Annotated in this window: 17 protein-coding genes; 7 read left to right on the top strand and 10 right to left on the bottom strand. The window is 57.9% G+C overall.

Features of this window, described 5'->3' with window-relative positions; all coding sequences use genetic code 11:
- Positions 1-9: 9 nt before the first annotated feature.
- On the bottom strand, positions 10-903 hold the full coding sequence (locus AC2FFB_RS09920) for a LysR family transcriptional regulator (protein WP_142638394.1): 894 nt from the start codon (positions 901-903) through the stop codon (positions 10-12).
- A gap of 86 nt (positions 904-989) precedes the next feature.
- On the opposite strand from AC2FFB_RS09920, the gene AC2FFB_RS09915 reads away from it, so the two are divergent.
- On the top strand, positions 990-1,889 hold the full coding sequence (locus AC2FFB_RS09915; RefSeq protein ID WP_496874858.1) for a sugar nucleotide-binding protein: 900 nt from the start codon (positions 990-992) through the stop codon (positions 1,887-1,889).
- A 6-nt stretch (positions 1,890-1,895) separates the two neighbouring features.
- Here the strand turns inward: AC2FFB_RS09915 and AC2FFB_RS09910 are convergent, their stop codons facing one another.
- The 6 genes from AC2FFB_RS09910 to AC2FFB_RS09885 all read right to left on the bottom strand — a co-directional run bounded on the left by AC2FFB_RS09910 (position 1,896) and on the right by AC2FFB_RS09885 (position 6,908).
- A complete protein-coding gene (locus tag AC2FFB_RS09910) occupies positions 1,896-2,924 on the bottom strand; it encodes an endonuclease/exonuclease/phosphatase family protein (protein WP_496874857.1) in 1,029 nt (342 codons plus the stop codon).
- Complete coding sequence (locus tag AC2FFB_RS09905) at positions 2,921-3,751, bottom strand: hypothetical protein (protein WP_142638388.1); 831 nt, start codon at positions 3,749-3,751, stop codon at positions 2,921-2,923. The genes AC2FFB_RS09910 and AC2FFB_RS09905 overlap by 4 nt, the downstream gene beginning before the upstream one ends.
- 362 nt (positions 3,752-4,113) lie before the next feature.
- A complete protein-coding gene (gene leuD, locus AC2FFB_RS09900; protein ID WP_142638386.1) occupies positions 4,114-4,719 on the bottom strand; it encodes a 3-isopropylmalate dehydratase small subunit in 606 nt (201 codons plus the stop codon).
- 42 nt (positions 4,720-4,761) lie between these two features.
- Complete coding sequence (locus AC2FFB_RS09895; RefSeq protein WP_271950915.1) at positions 4,762-5,316, bottom strand: HdeD family acid-resistance protein; 555 nt, start codon at positions 5,314-5,316, stop codon at positions 4,762-4,764.
- A gap of 37 nt (positions 5,317-5,353) precedes the next feature.
- The gene (leuC, locus tag AC2FFB_RS09890; RefSeq protein ID WP_496713894.1) at positions 5,354-6,757 is read right to left on the bottom strand and encodes a 3-isopropylmalate dehydratase large subunit; all 1,404 of its coding nucleotides are present in this window, start codon (positions 6,755-6,757) and stop codon (positions 5,354-5,356) included.
- A gap of 52 nt (positions 6,758-6,809) precedes the next feature.
- Positions 6,810-6,908, bottom strand: a complete 99-nt coding sequence (locus AC2FFB_RS09885) for an isopropylmalate isomerase (RefSeq protein ID WP_271950909.1) — start codon at positions 6,906-6,908, stop codon at positions 6,810-6,812.
- 102 nt (positions 6,909-7,010) lie between these two features.
- Between AC2FFB_RS09885 and AC2FFB_RS09880 the strand changes: the two genes are divergently transcribed.
- From AC2FFB_RS09880 to AC2FFB_RS09865, 4 genes are all read left to right on the top strand, one after another.
- On the top strand, positions 7,011-8,363 hold the full coding sequence (locus AC2FFB_RS09880) for a mechanosensitive ion channel family protein (RefSeq protein ID WP_496874856.1): 1,353 nt from the start codon (positions 7,011-7,013) through the stop codon (positions 8,361-8,363).
- Between the two features lie 162 nt (positions 8,364-8,525).
- The gene (rsfS, locus tag AC2FFB_RS09875; protein WP_142638376.1) at positions 8,526-8,888 is read left to right on the top strand and encodes a ribosome silencing factor; all 363 of its coding nucleotides are present in this window, start codon (positions 8,526-8,528) and stop codon (positions 8,886-8,888) included.
- Between the two features lie 44 nt (positions 8,889-8,932).
- The gene (rlmH, locus tag AC2FFB_RS09870) at positions 8,933-9,403 is read left to right on the top strand and encodes a 23S rRNA (pseudouridine(1915)-N(3))-methyltransferase RlmH (RefSeq protein WP_496874855.1); all 471 of its coding nucleotides are present in this window, start codon (positions 8,933-8,935) and stop codon (positions 9,401-9,403) included.
- Between the two features lies 1 nt (position 9,404).
- A complete protein-coding gene (locus tag AC2FFB_RS09865) occupies positions 9,405-9,890 on the top strand; it encodes a flavodoxin family protein (RefSeq protein ID WP_142638373.1) in 486 nt (161 codons plus the stop codon).
- 2 nt (positions 9,891-9,892) lie between these two features.
- Here the strand turns inward: AC2FFB_RS09865 and AC2FFB_RS09860 are convergent, their stop codons facing one another.
- From AC2FFB_RS09860 to AC2FFB_RS09850, 3 genes are all read right to left on the bottom strand, one after another.
- Complete coding sequence (locus AC2FFB_RS09860) at positions 9,893-10,240, bottom strand: hypothetical protein (RefSeq protein WP_281995563.1); 348 nt, start codon at positions 10,238-10,240, stop codon at positions 9,893-9,895.
- 190 nt (positions 10,241-10,430) lie between these two features.
- Positions 10,431-10,565 (bottom strand): hypothetical protein, encoded by a 135-nt coding sequence (locus tag AC2FFB_RS09855; protein ID WP_271950893.1) that lies wholly within the window; start codon positions 10,563-10,565, stop codon positions 10,431-10,433.
- Between the two features lie 424 nt (positions 10,566-10,989).
- Positions 10,990-11,700: a DUF599 domain-containing protein gene (locus AC2FFB_RS09850; protein ID WP_142638369.1), complete on the bottom strand. Its 711-nt coding sequence runs from the start codon at positions 11,698-11,700 to the stop codon at positions 10,990-10,992.
- An 82-nt stretch (positions 11,701-11,782) separates the two neighbouring features.
- On the opposite strand from AC2FFB_RS09850, the gene AC2FFB_RS09845 reads away from it, so the two are divergent.
- A complete protein-coding gene (locus AC2FFB_RS09845) occupies positions 11,783-13,231 on the top strand; it encodes an FAD-linked oxidase C-terminal domain-containing protein (RefSeq protein ID WP_281995564.1) in 1,449 nt (482 codons plus the stop codon).
- Positions 13,232-13,252: 21 nt separating this feature from the next.
- A complete protein-coding gene (locus AC2FFB_RS09840; RefSeq protein WP_281995565.1) occupies positions 13,253-14,353 on the top strand; it encodes an FAD-binding protein in 1,101 nt (366 codons plus the stop codon).
- The last annotated feature ends 2 nt before the right edge of the window (positions 14,354-14,355 follow it).

Here is a 14,355-nt window from a genome sequence, read left to right as displayed (position 1 = left end):
GTGATTCGGTCAGAGATCGGCCTTTATCCCTTCGGCCAACATATCCCAGACTCGTCGGATTCGTGTCGTTTGCCGCATCGCCTGCGGTGCGGCAAGCCAAACCGGCAGCGCAGGGATTTCGACATTTATGTCCAAAACCTCTACCTCTGGGTCGGCCTCGGCAACTCTCACGGCGCTAAAACCGATACCGCAGCCCGCGCGGACCAGTTCCCAATAGGCAGTCTGAAAGTCGCAGCGTGTGGCAAAGCTGTCCCGGTTCACCGGCCAGCCCATTTCGCGCATGCCGATAATGATCTGCTCGTTCGCATCAAACCCGACAAGGTCATGGCTCAACAGATCGTCGGGAGAATTGGGGCGGCCGGCACGATCCAGATAGGACCGGCTTGCGCAAAAGCACAGTCTGATTTCCCCCAGATGTTTCGTGATGATGTCCATCTGTTCCGGCCGAAACATCCGCACTGCGATATCGGCCTCGCGGTAGAGCAGGTTCTCGGTGGCATCGGTGGCGACCAGTTCCAGTTGTATCGCGGGTTCTGCTGCCCGTATTTGGGCCAGAATCGGCGGCAGCAGGTGATGAGAGGCAAAGACAGACGCGGTGATGCGCACCGACCCTTCCAATTCCTGAGACTGGCCTGCGGCCGTTAGGCTGAACGCGTTCATGGCTACGTGCATCTGTTGCGCCATCGGGAAAAGCTGCGCCCCGACTTCGCTTAGCTTCAAGCCCCGCGCATGCCTGTCAAACAGCGAGACGCCAAGCTCATCCTCAAGTGCGTGGATCTGGCGACCCAGGGTGGGCTGGCTGCGGTTCAACTGCCGGGCAGCGGCAGACAAAGACCCGGTTTCCGCCACGGCCAGAAAGCTCTGGATCAGAGACCAGTCAGAGTGGGTGATAGATTTGTCCATTCAAAAATGAATACACGTTCTGCGTTTGGCGGCAATTCCTGAATTGAACTGAATGGCTCATATTAGATGGACAAGAGGAGGCTTATATGACGGGAACAGTTCTTATTCTGGGTGCGACGGGTCGGTTTGGACGCAATGCCGCAATAGCTTTTCGCGAGGCGGGCTGGATCGTACACTGCTTTGATCGCAAGACGCAGGATCTGAAGCGATCTGTCGAAGGGGTGGATGTTGTCGTCAATGCCTGGAATCCGGCCTATCCGGACTGGGCGCGACAAGTCCCCGAACTGCATCGTGACGTGATCAATGCGGCAGCGGATCACGGTGCAACTGTGATCCTTCCCGGCAATGTCTATGTTTTTGGCGCGCAAACGCCGGGGCCATGGTCGGGTGCAACACCGCATGCGGCGCAAAATACCCTGGGCAGGATCCGGGTTGAGATGGAAGAAGCCTATCGAAAATCCTCGGTAAGAACGATTCTTCTCAGGGCAGGTGATTTCATCGACACTTGCGCCTCGGGGAACTGGTTCGATCAGGTCATGATCAAGCCTTTGGCACGCGGCAAGATGGTTTATCCCGGTCGCCCGGATATCCCACACGCCTGGGCCTATCTGCCCGACCTCACCCGAGCGGCCGTTGCGTTGGCTGATATCCGCCAGGACCTTCCCCGGTTCTGCGAGGTTCCTTATGCCGGGTTTACCCTGACCGGCCGGGATATTGCGCAATCCTTGTCGCGGGTGACCGGTGCCGAAATAGCCGTCAGCCCCATGAAATGGTGGCCGATTCAGGCACTGCGGCCTTTCTGGAAGTTGGCGCCACATCTGGTTGAGATGCGCTATCTATGGGATCTGCCGCATAGTTTGGACGGCGCATTCTTTGACGACCTTATTCCTGGATTTCAGACGACCGACTTGGACGCGGCGATGGCTTCTGCGATCCCGAAAACAGCCAAGCAGAAAGCGACTTTGGTCAGAACTGCCCGGGCCTGACCAGCGTTAGCGATGTCCCAGGTCCACCCAGACAAGCCGGTGCCGGCTGGCCTGTTCGGCGATTGCGCGCAGGTCTGCGCCCGTGTCGGGCCAAAAGATGCCCGCATCCACAACGCGTAGATCTGCCGAGGGCAGAACGTAATCTACCCGCATTTCTCCGACGGCTTTCCACTCAACCGTGGCCAATGCCCCCGAGGGGGTGGCAGGCTTTGCATCCTGCAACCGCGGGTCTGCCAGCAAGCCCTGGATAGCCTCTTTCCGGCCTTCCCCGCGCGTGGGATCCAGATTTGCATCCCCAGCAATCACGAAAGGCCCGAGTGGGGCAGGGCCTAGAGCACCGTCCAGCACAGCGTTCCACAAGCGAATTTCGTCACGATTGCGCAACCCGTTCCGATCCTCGGGTCCGTCGAAAACGGGCGGGGTCGCGTGAAATGTCATCAGGTTCAGGTGGCCGATCGGGGACTCGATTGGTACGATCCAATGTGCCACCGAGGACAGTCGCTGAATGCGCTGGGCGGCTTCAGAGGGAAATAGCGTGCCATCGACCGTCGGCAGATCAGCCCCCGGCAGGTCGCGCCACAGTACTCCTGAGAAATCCTGCATGTCGTCATGGCCTATGGGAAACCGGGACAGAATGGCCAGCCCGCCCTGACCGGTGAACTCGCCATAGCCTTGGGAATCTCTTGGTCCATTGGCCTGCCCGTCCCCGTCCAGATCCAGGCTGGTTTCCATTCCTGAATTAGGCTTGGCGGTAAAGTAATAGGGATAGTCCAGTCCCTCGTTGCGCAGCGCCTCACCGAATGCGGTCAGCGTTTCGCCATTGAGATCCCAGTCGATGCCCTGCAAGGCAACGATATCGGGTTGGGTTTCCAACAACACCCGCATCACAGCGCGAACCTGTGCATCCCCGCGCCGGATATCGCGCAGCAGAATGCCCGGTCCTTTACGGCTGAGTTCGGTGTTGAAGGTGGCTATGCGTATCGTCTCTGCCTGTGCCGCGAAAGGCAGCAAAAGCAGCAGAAAAATGCGAATCATGCGGTCTGTGTTGATTCAGTCGTAGAATAGGCGCGGCGTTTTTCGACAATCAGGTTTGCAATGCGCAGTGTCGCCATTCCTCGCATGATCATGCTAGCAGGCAGAAAGGCCCAAGCGCTCAACGTCCAGATCAGCGTCTGGGGGCTGTTCAGCGAGATCGGGCTCACATAATCGGTCAGGATCTTGATCAGAGCCGGGATTACAAACGGCAGCAGGACGCCGATCGAGATGTTCAACCGTCCATCACGCTGCAGACGGGTAACGACATCGCCACCCTTGGTCGGATCGAACAGCGGCAGATTGGTCCAGACGTTGAAGGCTCCGTTTCCGGTGGGCCAACCACGCATTTTCACCGCGTAGTAGAAACTGGCGATTGTGACCATAGCTGCGACATAGGCCACACTGGCAGCGATACGAACAAGTTCGATCAGCGGCGCGCTTGCGTTGACAGGCAGCATCAACACGATCAGACGCACGGGTGAATAGGGGAAATCGACCACATTGGCGACGCCCAACCCGATCACATAAAAACCTGAGGTTAATTCTGTCGGCGAATAGGCGTTTTTGCAGATCAGCGTCAGGAAAGCGACCATCGAAACCAGCCCAACAAAGCGCAGGCGGTTCACCGGTGGTGCGTCGCGAAATTCAATAAAGCTTGGGAAGGCCGAATTATATTCGGCGAAGGTCAGGAAAAACGCGAGAATGGCGAGAAAGACGACAATCTCGGTCCCATTCGTTGATGAAACGGGCAAGTACAACGCGGGTGTCAGCACCAAAAGTGCAACCAATATTCCCCGAATTGCCGCCCCTGTTGTGCGCGCAATCACTATCCGAACCCTTTCAAACTGGATTAGCCGATTCTTTGCCGACTTCATTCCAACTTGTGCCTGCCACGTTACCGTTGCAGCAGATGTCATCTCTCACCAATGTTTTGCCATGGTGGGTGCCTGTACCCGCCGACATTGGCGATAAGCGACATTTCGCTCAAGCCAGGTGGCAGAAAACACTCAATTTTGGGCAAAATGATGGCGCAACTGGTGCGGGATTGCATCATTTTTGACGCAAATCCGACGTGTGTTTCAAGTCGAGACCTATATGTAGTGGTTTCGCCGTTCAGAACCCCAAGAAGGCGAATGGGGACGCCGTGGCGTCCCCATAAAGTTGAGTATCAACAGATTCGTTCCCAGAATCACACCCAGGGGCGTGCCTGGCCCGCATGATCCTCGAACTTCTCGATGTGATGGTCTTTTTCCATCGTCAGGCCAATATCGTCCAGACCGTTCAGCAGGCAGTGCTTACGATGAGAATCCACCTCGAATTCGATCACGACACCATCGGATGTGGTGATCTGCTGATCTTCCAGATGCACGGTCATGCGGGCGTTTTCGCCTCTATGCGCGTCTTCCATCAGAACCGCATGATGTTCTTCTTCGACCACGATGGGCAGGATGCCGTTCTTGAAGCAGTTGTTGAAGAAGATGTCGGCAAAGCTGGTCGAGATCACAACCTTGATGCCGAAATCCTTGATCGCCCAGGGCGCGTGTTCGCGCGATGAGCCGCAGCCGAAATTGTCGCCAGCCACCAGAATCTCGGTTTGCCGATAGGCGGGTTTGTTCAGAATGAACTCTTCATTCTCACCGCCGTGATCATGATAGCGCATCTCGTCAAACAGTACGACGCCAAGGCCGGATCGTTTGATCGTTTTCAGGTGCACTTTCGGAATGATCATATCGGTGTCGATATTGATCAATGGCATCGGGGCGGCCACTCCGTGGACTTTGTCAAACTTTTCCATGTCTACACTCCTGCGGGGGAGGGCCGCGCCCATGCCCCGCGTTTAAGCTTGTTTCGCTTCAGTTGTTTCGCCTTTGGGTGCGTCTTTGATGAAGAGCGCCATGAACACCAGGCCCAGACCGTTGAACACCATCTCGATCCCCAGCAGGATGCCGAGCAGTTGCAACAGCACGACAGGATCGGTTGCTGCGAACCGCCAGATGAGCATCGCCAGAACAATCGACATCACGCCCGAGATCAGTGTCGCCCAGAAATACTGCGTACCTTTCATCTGGAACGACAAAATGACCCGCGCGATACCGCCTGCCATGAACAGGATCAGGCAGACCGTCGCCAGCGTCACGGTGCCCTGCAGCGGGTGATCCAGAAAGGACCAGCCCAGAAACAGCATCACCGCACCCATAATAAGCGACAGGATTTTGTTGCCGGTGCCCTCGACGGTGAACCCACCGACCACCTGCAATGCCCCTGAAATCAGCAGCAGTACGCCGGTCACCACCGTTACGGCAATCGACGCCACTGCAGGCGCGCCCAGCACAAAAAGGCCGAACACTATGGACAGAAGCCCCATCAGGAGCCATTTGATCCAGTCACTCATGTCTTAAATCCCTCAAATATCCAGTTATGAGGGCAGCTTACATCAACTCGCGGACGTCTGTCAGCCGTCCTGTGATTGCCGCTGCGGCAGCCATTGCGGGGCTTAGCAGGTGGGTGCGCCCGCCGCGGCCCTGACGGCCTTCGAAGTTGCGGTTCGAGGTCGCGGCGCAGCGCTCGCCCGGTTGCAACTGGTCGGGGTTCATCGCCAGGCACATGGAACATCCCGCCAAACGCCATTCGAACCCGGCCTCTTTGAAGATCTCGGCCAGACCTTCTTCCTCGGCCTGCGCGCGGACAAGGCCTGAACCAGGCACAACCATCGCCCGCATCCCGTCCTTGATCTTTTTGCCCTTCAGAATCTCGGCAGCGGCGCGCAGGTCCTCGATGCGGCCGTTGGTGCAGGACCCGATAAAGACGGTGTCGATTTCGACGTCGCTGAGCTTCTGACCGGCTTCCAGACCCATATATTCGATGGACCGGCGGGCCGCATCGACTTTGCCACCTTCGAAATCCTCGGGGTGAGGCACGGATGCAGTGATCGGCAGCACGTCCTCGGGGCTGGTGCCCCAGGTGACGACCGGCGCGATGTCTTCGCCGCGCAGGGTGATAACCTTGTCGAAATGCGCGTCTTCATCGGTGAACAGCGTTTTCCACCAGTCCATCGCTGCTTCCCACTGGGCCCCTTTCGGCGCGTGTGGGCGGCCTTTGACATATTCGAACGTGGTCTCATCCGGGGCGATCAGGCCAGCGCGGGCGCCGCCTTCGATGGCCATGTTGCAGACGGTCATGCGGCCTTCCATCGACAGATTGCGGATCGCTTCGCCGCAATATTCGATGACATAGCCGGTGCCACCAGCGGTTCCGGTCTCACCAATCACAGCCAGAGTGATATCCTTGGCGGTCACACCCGGCTGCAATTTGCCGGTGATTTCCACCTTCATGTTTTTGGATTTCTTCTGGATCAGGGTCTGCGTGGCCAGAACGTGTTCAACCTCGGACGTGCCGATGCCATGGGCCAGCGCACCGAACGCTCCATGAGTCGCTGTGTGGCTGTCGCCGCAGACAACGGTCATGCCGGGCAGGGTCCAGCCCTGTTCGGGGCCAACGATGTGCACGATGCCCTGGCGAACGTCATTCACCGGGTAATAGTGAATGCCGAAATCCTTGGCGTTCTTGTCGAGTGCTTCGACCTGAATGCGCGACTCGGGGTTTTCAATGCCGTTCACGCGATCCGGCGTGGTGGGCACGTTGTGATCCGGTACCGCGATGGTCTTTTCCGGCGCGCGCACCTTGCGACCCGCCATGCGCAGGCCTTCGAATGCCTGCGGGCTGGTCACTTCGTGGACCAGATGGCGGTCGATATACAGCAGGCAGGTGCCATCATCGGCTTCGTGCGCGACATGGGCATCCCAGATCTTGTCATAGAGTGTTTTGGGGGACATCGGTCCTCTCCCGTATGTATTGAGATTTAGCTGGCGAGTGGCTGGACGCCGCTTATAGGCGGGCCAGAACCGTGCGGGCGGCCCCAAAGAACCGTTCACGCAGTCGCGTGCGGTCTTGCAACGTAGGTGCTGGGGTCAGATTGAGTCTCATGCGCATCAGATATATCGCGTCAGTCCGTCAATCAAGGCGCAATCCTGCGGCGGGCTTGCATCATGCGTCAACGCTGTCCAAGCTGACAAGCAGGAGACGTGCATGAACCCAGACCTGATACCCAGTTCGCTGTCTGATCTGTATCAGACCATGATCGAGGCCTTTTCCCTGCAATTCGATAGACTGGTCGATCTGGTCATTACACCGGGCTGGCGCCAACATCAGCTGGTCATCATCCTGGGTCTCTGGGCGCTGGCCTATGTGTTGAAGCTGGTTACGCAGGGCCGATGGGAGGCCTGGGCCCGTGCCCGCTCTGGTTGGCCCAAATGGCGGTTGCGAACGCTGATCCAGCTGATGCAACGTCTGACGCTTGTCTATTTCGTCACGTTGTCCTGGATGCTGTATCTGGTGATGCAGCAGATCACCTGGCCATCGCGCAGCTATATCATCGGGGTGGTGGCAACATTGGCGACCGCCTGGCTGGCGATTGCGCTAGTGGCCCGTCTGGTCCGAAACCGGACGCTGCGGCGAATTTTCAAATGGGCAATGTGGGCCTATGCGACGCTGATTGCGCTGAACTTGACCGATGACGTCGCTGGGTTTCTGGATGGGGTGGCGATCTCGATCGGGGATCTGCACCTCTCGGCGTTGGGTATCCTCAAGGCGCTTTTGCTGATTGGCGTGTTGTTGACGCTGGCCCGTCTTGGCACCGGTGCTGCTGAACGTGGCCTCAAACGCAATGACGATATCTCGCCGTCAATGCAGGTCTTGTTGGCCAAGGGATTACAGGTCGTCATCTATGGCGCCGTCTTCATGGCCGCCATTCGGACGCTGGGCTTTGACTTGACGGGTATTGCGCTGTTGTCGGGGGCCATTGGCGTCGGCATCGGCTTTGGTTTGCAGAAAGTGGTGTCGAATCTGATCTCGGGCATCATCATCCTGATGGATCGGTCGATCAAACCGGGCGATGTGATTTCGCTGGGCGACACGTTCGGCTGGATCAACGCGCTGGGCGCGCGCTATGTCTCGGTGGTCACACGGGATGGGCGCGAATACCTGATCCCGAACGAGGATTTGATCACCAATCAGGTGGTAAACTGGTCGCATTCGGACCGGTTCGTGCGGCTGGATCTGACATTTGGCACTAGTTACACGGATGACCCCTATAATGTGCGGGCAACGGCAATCCATGCGGTTAAATCTGTCGAGCGTGTGCTCAGTGGCAGCGGACATGACGCGGTTTGCCATATCACCGGCTTCGGCGACAGCAGCGTGGACTATGTGCTGCGGTTCTGGATCAGCGATCCGACCAAAGGGCTGACCAATATACGGGGCAATGTCTATCTGGCGCTGTGGGACGCATTCCAGGCCGAAGGCATCTCGATCCCCTTCCCGCAGCGAGAGGTGCGCGTGCTGAACGACGACACCGATGCGCAACAGCTTGCCACCGACTAAGCAAACGTTGCGGCCCTTTGGCCCCGTGTTCATTGAAATGTTGCAATCTCCTTGCTACCTTATTAGTACCCCGGCGCCGGGATATCATGGCGCGCAGCAAAGGAGGACTATGTCCTGTCTCTACACACTCAGGCGGGTTTGCCCGCCGAAGATGGGGCCAACATGATGGCCCACTCTCAGTCAATCAGCGATAAGCTGCTTGAACGCATCCTTTCCTCACTTTCCGATGACAAGGCCGAAGACGTCGTGCAGATCAACCTGCAGGGCAAATCGTCCGTCGCGGATCACATGGTCATTGCCTCGGGTCGGTCGACCCGTCAGGTCTCGGCCATGGCGGAAAAGCTGACGGATCGCATCAAGCAGGAATTCGGTTTCACCTCGAAGGTCGAAGGCAAGGATGCCGGCGACTGGGTGCTGATCGATACGGGCGACGTGGTCGTTCATATCTTCCGCCCCGAAGTGCGTGAATTCTATCAGCTGGAAAAGATGTGGCAGCCTGCGGGCGGCAGCGCCTCGGCCAACTGAGGCGCTATCCCGGCCTGCATTAACGGGCCGGCGGCGAGAGAGATATGCGGATCAGCATAGTTGCGGTCGGGCGATTGCGCGCCGGACCCGAGAAATCCCTGCTTGATGATTACCTGACCCGATTTGATCGGACCGGCCGCGCGCTGGGCCTTGGGCCTGCGCGGGTGATCGAGGTCGAAGACAAGAAAAACGCAGGGATGGGGGCCGAGGCCACATTGCTGCGCAAGGCGCTGCCCAAAGGCACCGTAATCTGCACGCTGGATGAACGGGGGCGGGTGATGTCCTCGCCCGATTTTGCCCAAAAGCTGGGCGGTTGGCGCGATGCGGGGCGGCAGGATCTGGCGCTGATCATTGGCGGTGCCGACGGAATAGACCCTGATCTGCGCGCCGAGGCGGGTTTCTCCATCTCTTTCGGGTCCATGGTCTGGCCCCACATGCTGGTCCGTGTGATGCTGGCCGAGCAACTTTATCGGGCCGCAACCATCCTGTCGGGCGGTCCCTATCACCGGGTCTGACATGGCGCAGCTATTGATCGTTTACCATTCACGCACCGGCGGCGCCCGGCAGATGGCCGAAGCTGCTGCCGAAGGTGCGCACGATGAGGCCGACACCGTTTTGAAGCCCGCAGAGCGGGCTGGACCCCAAGATCTGCTGGCCGCAGATGGCTATATCTTCTGCGCACCCGAAAACCTGGCGGCGATTTCGGGCGTGATGAAAGAGTTTTACGACCGCTGTTATTATCCGGTTCTTGGTCGCATCGAAGGTCGCCCCTTTGCCCAGATGATCTGTGCCGGGTCCGACGGGCAGAATGCGGCACGACAGACGGCCCGAATTGCAACCGGATGGCGGCTGAAAGAAGTTCAGTTGCCGTTGATCATATGCACCCATGCACAAACGCCCGAGGCGATCCTAGCCGAAAAACGCATCCCCGAAGAAGCACTGCAGACATGCCGCGACTTGGGGCAGGCGATGGCCGCAGGGCTGGCGTTGGGCGTATTCTGAGGTCAGTTCAGCGGCACAACAATGATTTCGTCTGCCCAGCCATCCACGCTGCAACGGGCCTGTATCTGGACCTGAGATTTGCCATCAGGAATTGCCACCCCGCCCAGCGAGCGGGTAAAGGGCTGTTCCGTCTCATGCGGGTGATGCAACACACGCATCCCCAGCTCATTCCCGTCCATATCCAGCACACGCCAGCCATCGGCATAGTGATCCCATCCGGTGTCCGGATGCCGGATCGTCACGTCGAAACGCCAACTGCCACCGCTGGACGAGGCGTTGACCTGCTCGATCGTTGGCGGATCGGCTAGGGTGGGGCTGGCCAGAAAGGTGCAGAGAATCACATATCGCATGTTTCGATCCTAAACTCTTGGCGGTATAGAGCTTCGCTCTAATAGAATCAGCTCCCGGCCGAATTCTATGGAATTGCCCACTGCAGCAAGGCTTATATTTGGAAGCATATTTTTAATGCAAGCTATGCAAGGTGAAACAGACAGTTATCGGAGCGTGTCTAGAGCACGAATTGAGCGTTCGATTCTCAAGCTACTGAGACCACTTGAACTTGCCAGTTTGTTTACCGTTCATGTCGTGAAAAGTACCCTTTCCACTGGGCTTGAACAAATAAACGACCCCGAATTCCTTGAAGACGACCTGCAGACCGTTCTTGGTCTTTGTCATCGGATTGTTTGCCGGCGAAGTATTAGTGTCTCGCAAGCACAAACCACTGTTGGATTTACAAGATACGATCTGCGGACTGTAAGGCCCTCCGTTCTTTGAGTGCCAGTCGGAAGTTACCGTAAGTCTGGACCCTGCCGCGATATCCTGAGCCAAGGCCGGTGACATCGAAGTCAACAAAGTTATTGCTATGCCTACGAACACTTTTTTCATGGAACTATCTTTCTTTAAAAAATTTGAAGCATCTTGGCAGATTTGAGTTAACTGTCAAATCTTGTCGGCAAGGATAATGCTACTCGGCTGCTCAGGACTCAGATCGGACAATCGTTGCGTGTTGACCAAAAGCTCGCTTCGACCCACATGAAAACCTGCTGGCAAAAAGTAAGAACCAAAAGCCGGGCGTCAACGCCACGGCGATGGCATGGGGTCACGACTGCGTGTTGCCAACCTGCGCCATCAAGATCGCGCGGGATTGCGAGGCGAATTCGCGTCGGTAAAGCAGGCCTGCAGTGATAACTGTGCCGACGATCAACGCGAGTGGCCCCAGAAACCATGCAAGCAAGGCCAGTGCGAAATAGGTAGAGCGCAGCCCGCGGTTAAAGCTGCGGGCGGCGGTGACACAGATCTCGGCCGATTGCGTGGCGCGGGGATAGGCGATGGGATTTTCGGGCTCATTCGGGACCGCGGCCATCAGTACCGCGCAATAGCCGAACAGACGATGCGCCCAGACATATTTCAGAAAGGCATTGGCCAGCAGCAGGACGACGGCGAGTATCTTGATCTCCCACACCAGGGCTGGAAAGCTGCCGATGGCCAGATCACTGGCGACACCGGCCAGACGCTCGGTATTGCCCAGCAGGGCCAGGCCACCACCGATGGCAATCATCGTGGTCGAGGCAAAGAAGGTACTGCCTTGCCGCATCGTGGCCACGACCTGCGCGTCAAACATCCTTGGCTGGCGTGTGACCATCTCGCGCATCCAGTCGCGGCGATACTCATCCATCATCAAGGCCACTGACCGCTTCTTTGGCGACGGGTTTTCGATCATCCACCCAAGGCACAGCCAGGCCCCCATCATCAGCGTTATGGCGGCAAAATCCAAAGGGGCAAACAGAGCGGCGCGGTCAATCCAGGTCATGGCCGTGACAGTACTTCCGGAAGTCGGAACTTGCCATACTGACAAATTGGTAATATTATTTTACCAAACCAAGGAGCCTGCCATGGAAATGCCAAAGCCAAGCCCTGATGTCCTGCGTCGCAAAGATGCGGTGGTGGCGCGCCTGTCGGGGGTTCTGCCGGACGACGCGATCATTTATGACCCGGCCGAGACACGCGCCTATGAATGCGATGCTTTGACCGCCTATAGATGCCCGCCGATGCTGGCGGTTTTGCCTTCGACAACGCAGCAGGTCTCGGATATCTTGCGCATTTGCCATGACGAAGGCGTACCGGTGGTACCGCGCGGTGCAGGTACGTCGCTGGCCGGGGGCGCGCTGCCAACAGCTGATTGCGTCATACTGGGCGTGGCCCGGATGAACGACGTGCTGGAGGTTGATTATGACAACCGATTCATCAAGGTCCAGACTGGGCGCACCAACCTGAGCGTCACCGGCGCGGTCGAGGAAGAGGATTTCTTTTATGCCCCCGATCCATCGTCGCAACTGGCTTGCGCGATTGCGGGCAATATCGCGATGAATTCCGGCGGGGCGCATTGCCTGAAATACGGGGTGACCACGAACAACCTGCTGGGTGTGACCCTGGTAATGATGGATGGCAGCGTAGTCGAAATCGGTGGCGCTCATCTGGACGCGCCGGGTCTTGACCTGCTGGGGGTGATCTGCGGGTCCGAAGGGCAACTGGGCGTTGTCACCGAAGCGACCTTGCGCATCCTGCGCAAGCCAGAAGGCGCACGGCCCGTCCTGATGGGGTTTGATGACAATGAAATCGCAGGCCAATGCGTTTCGGACATCATCAAGTCCGGTATCTTGCCTGTCGCGATTGAGTTCATGGATCGCCTGTGCATTCAGGCCTGCGAAAACTTTGCGCATGCCGGGTATCCGGAATGCGAAGCATTGTTGATTGTCGAGGTCGAAGGCTCGGAGGCCGAGATCGACAGCCAGCTGGCCAAGATTGTCGAGATTGCAAAACGCCACGATCCGGTCGAGCTGCGCGAGAGCCAGTCGGCGGATGAAAGCGCCCGGATCTGGTTGGGCCGCAAATCGGCCTTTGGCGCCATGGGGCAGATGAACGACTATATGTGCCTGGATGGGACCATCCCGGTATCGGCGCTGCCCGCCGTATTGCGCCGGATTGGTGAGCTGAGCGATGAGTTCGGCCTGCCGGTTGGAAATGTATTCCATGCCGGTGACGGGAACATGCACCCTTTGATCCTGTTTGATGCCAACAAACCCGGCGACCTCGAAAAATGTGAGGCGTTCGGGGCGGAAATCCTGAAACTTTGTGTGGATGAGGGCGGTTGCCTGACCGGCGAGCACGGTGTGGGAATCGAAAAGCGCGATCTGATGCATCATCAATATGCCCCTGCCGATCTTGAAGCGCAGATGGCGGTTAAAGATGTGTTCGATCCAGGATGGTTGCTGAACCCGGCTAAAGTGTTCCCGCTGGACGCCTCCGAACCGCGTCGCAACCCGCAAATAGCCGAAAAATAGGCTCTAACAAAGAGATATATGATGAAACCCACGTCCGAAACTGAACTGGCCCAGATGGTTGCCGGACTTACAGGTGCCGTGCGTATCACAGGCGGCGGCACTCGTGGCATTGCGGGTTCCGGCCAAGTGATTGAAACCTGCGGGATGACAGGCATCACACTGTATGAACCCGGCGCCTTAACGCTGGTTGCGCAGGCCGGAACACCGCTAGCCGAGGTTGAGGCCGCATTGGACGCCGAGGGCCAGCAACTGGCCTTTGAGCCGATGGACCATCGCAGCCTGTTGGGCACCCAAGGCGAGCCGACCATCGGCGGTGTGGTTGCCGCCAACATCTCGGGGCCGCGCCGCATTCAGGCAGGCGCATGTCGCGATTTCTTACTGGGGGTGCGATATGTCGATGGCACCGGGCAGGTGATCAAAAATGGCGGGCGGGTGATGAAGAATGTCACTGGCTATGATCTGGTCAAGCTGATCTGTGGGTCCTGGGGAACGTTGGGCGTGCTGACCGAAGTGTCGCTGAAAGTCCTGCCCAAGCCGGAACACACAGCAACGCTGTCAGTGACCGTATCTAATGCAGAAGCAGCGATAAAAACGCTGTCCGCAGCGCTTAGATCTCCGTTCGAGGTCACTGGCGCAGCTTATGACCCGGAGTGCGAAAAAGCCTTTGTTAGGGTCGAAGGATTTGCAGGCTCCGTCGCTTACAGAACCGAGAGGCTGACATCCGAACTGTCTGGGTTCGGCCAGATCGCAAATGTCGATGAACCGGCAACGCTGTGGACGGCGACCCGCGATGTTCACGCGTTCCGGGGCAAGGCTGGCGACGTGTGGCGTCTGTCTGTCACGCCCGGTGACGCCCCGATGATCGCGGCGCGGGCCGAGGCTGAACAGGTGTTCTACGACTGGGGCGGCGGTCTGATCTGGCTGCGCCTTCCTGCGGGAACCGATTTGCGGGCGCGACTTGGCACTTTTTCTGGTCATGCAACCCTTGTGCGCGGCGATGCGGAAACGGTCGAGCGGCTGGGCCGGCTCCAGCCTGAGAGTGTAGCTATACAGGCTCTAATAAAAGGCATTCGGGCGAAATTTGATCCCCGAGGGCTGTTTAACCCGGGGCTGATGGGGTAGGG

Source organism: Ruegeria sp. YTSA219, assembly GCF_059609985.1.
This window is presented reverse-complemented; position numbering and strand designations above follow the sequence as displayed.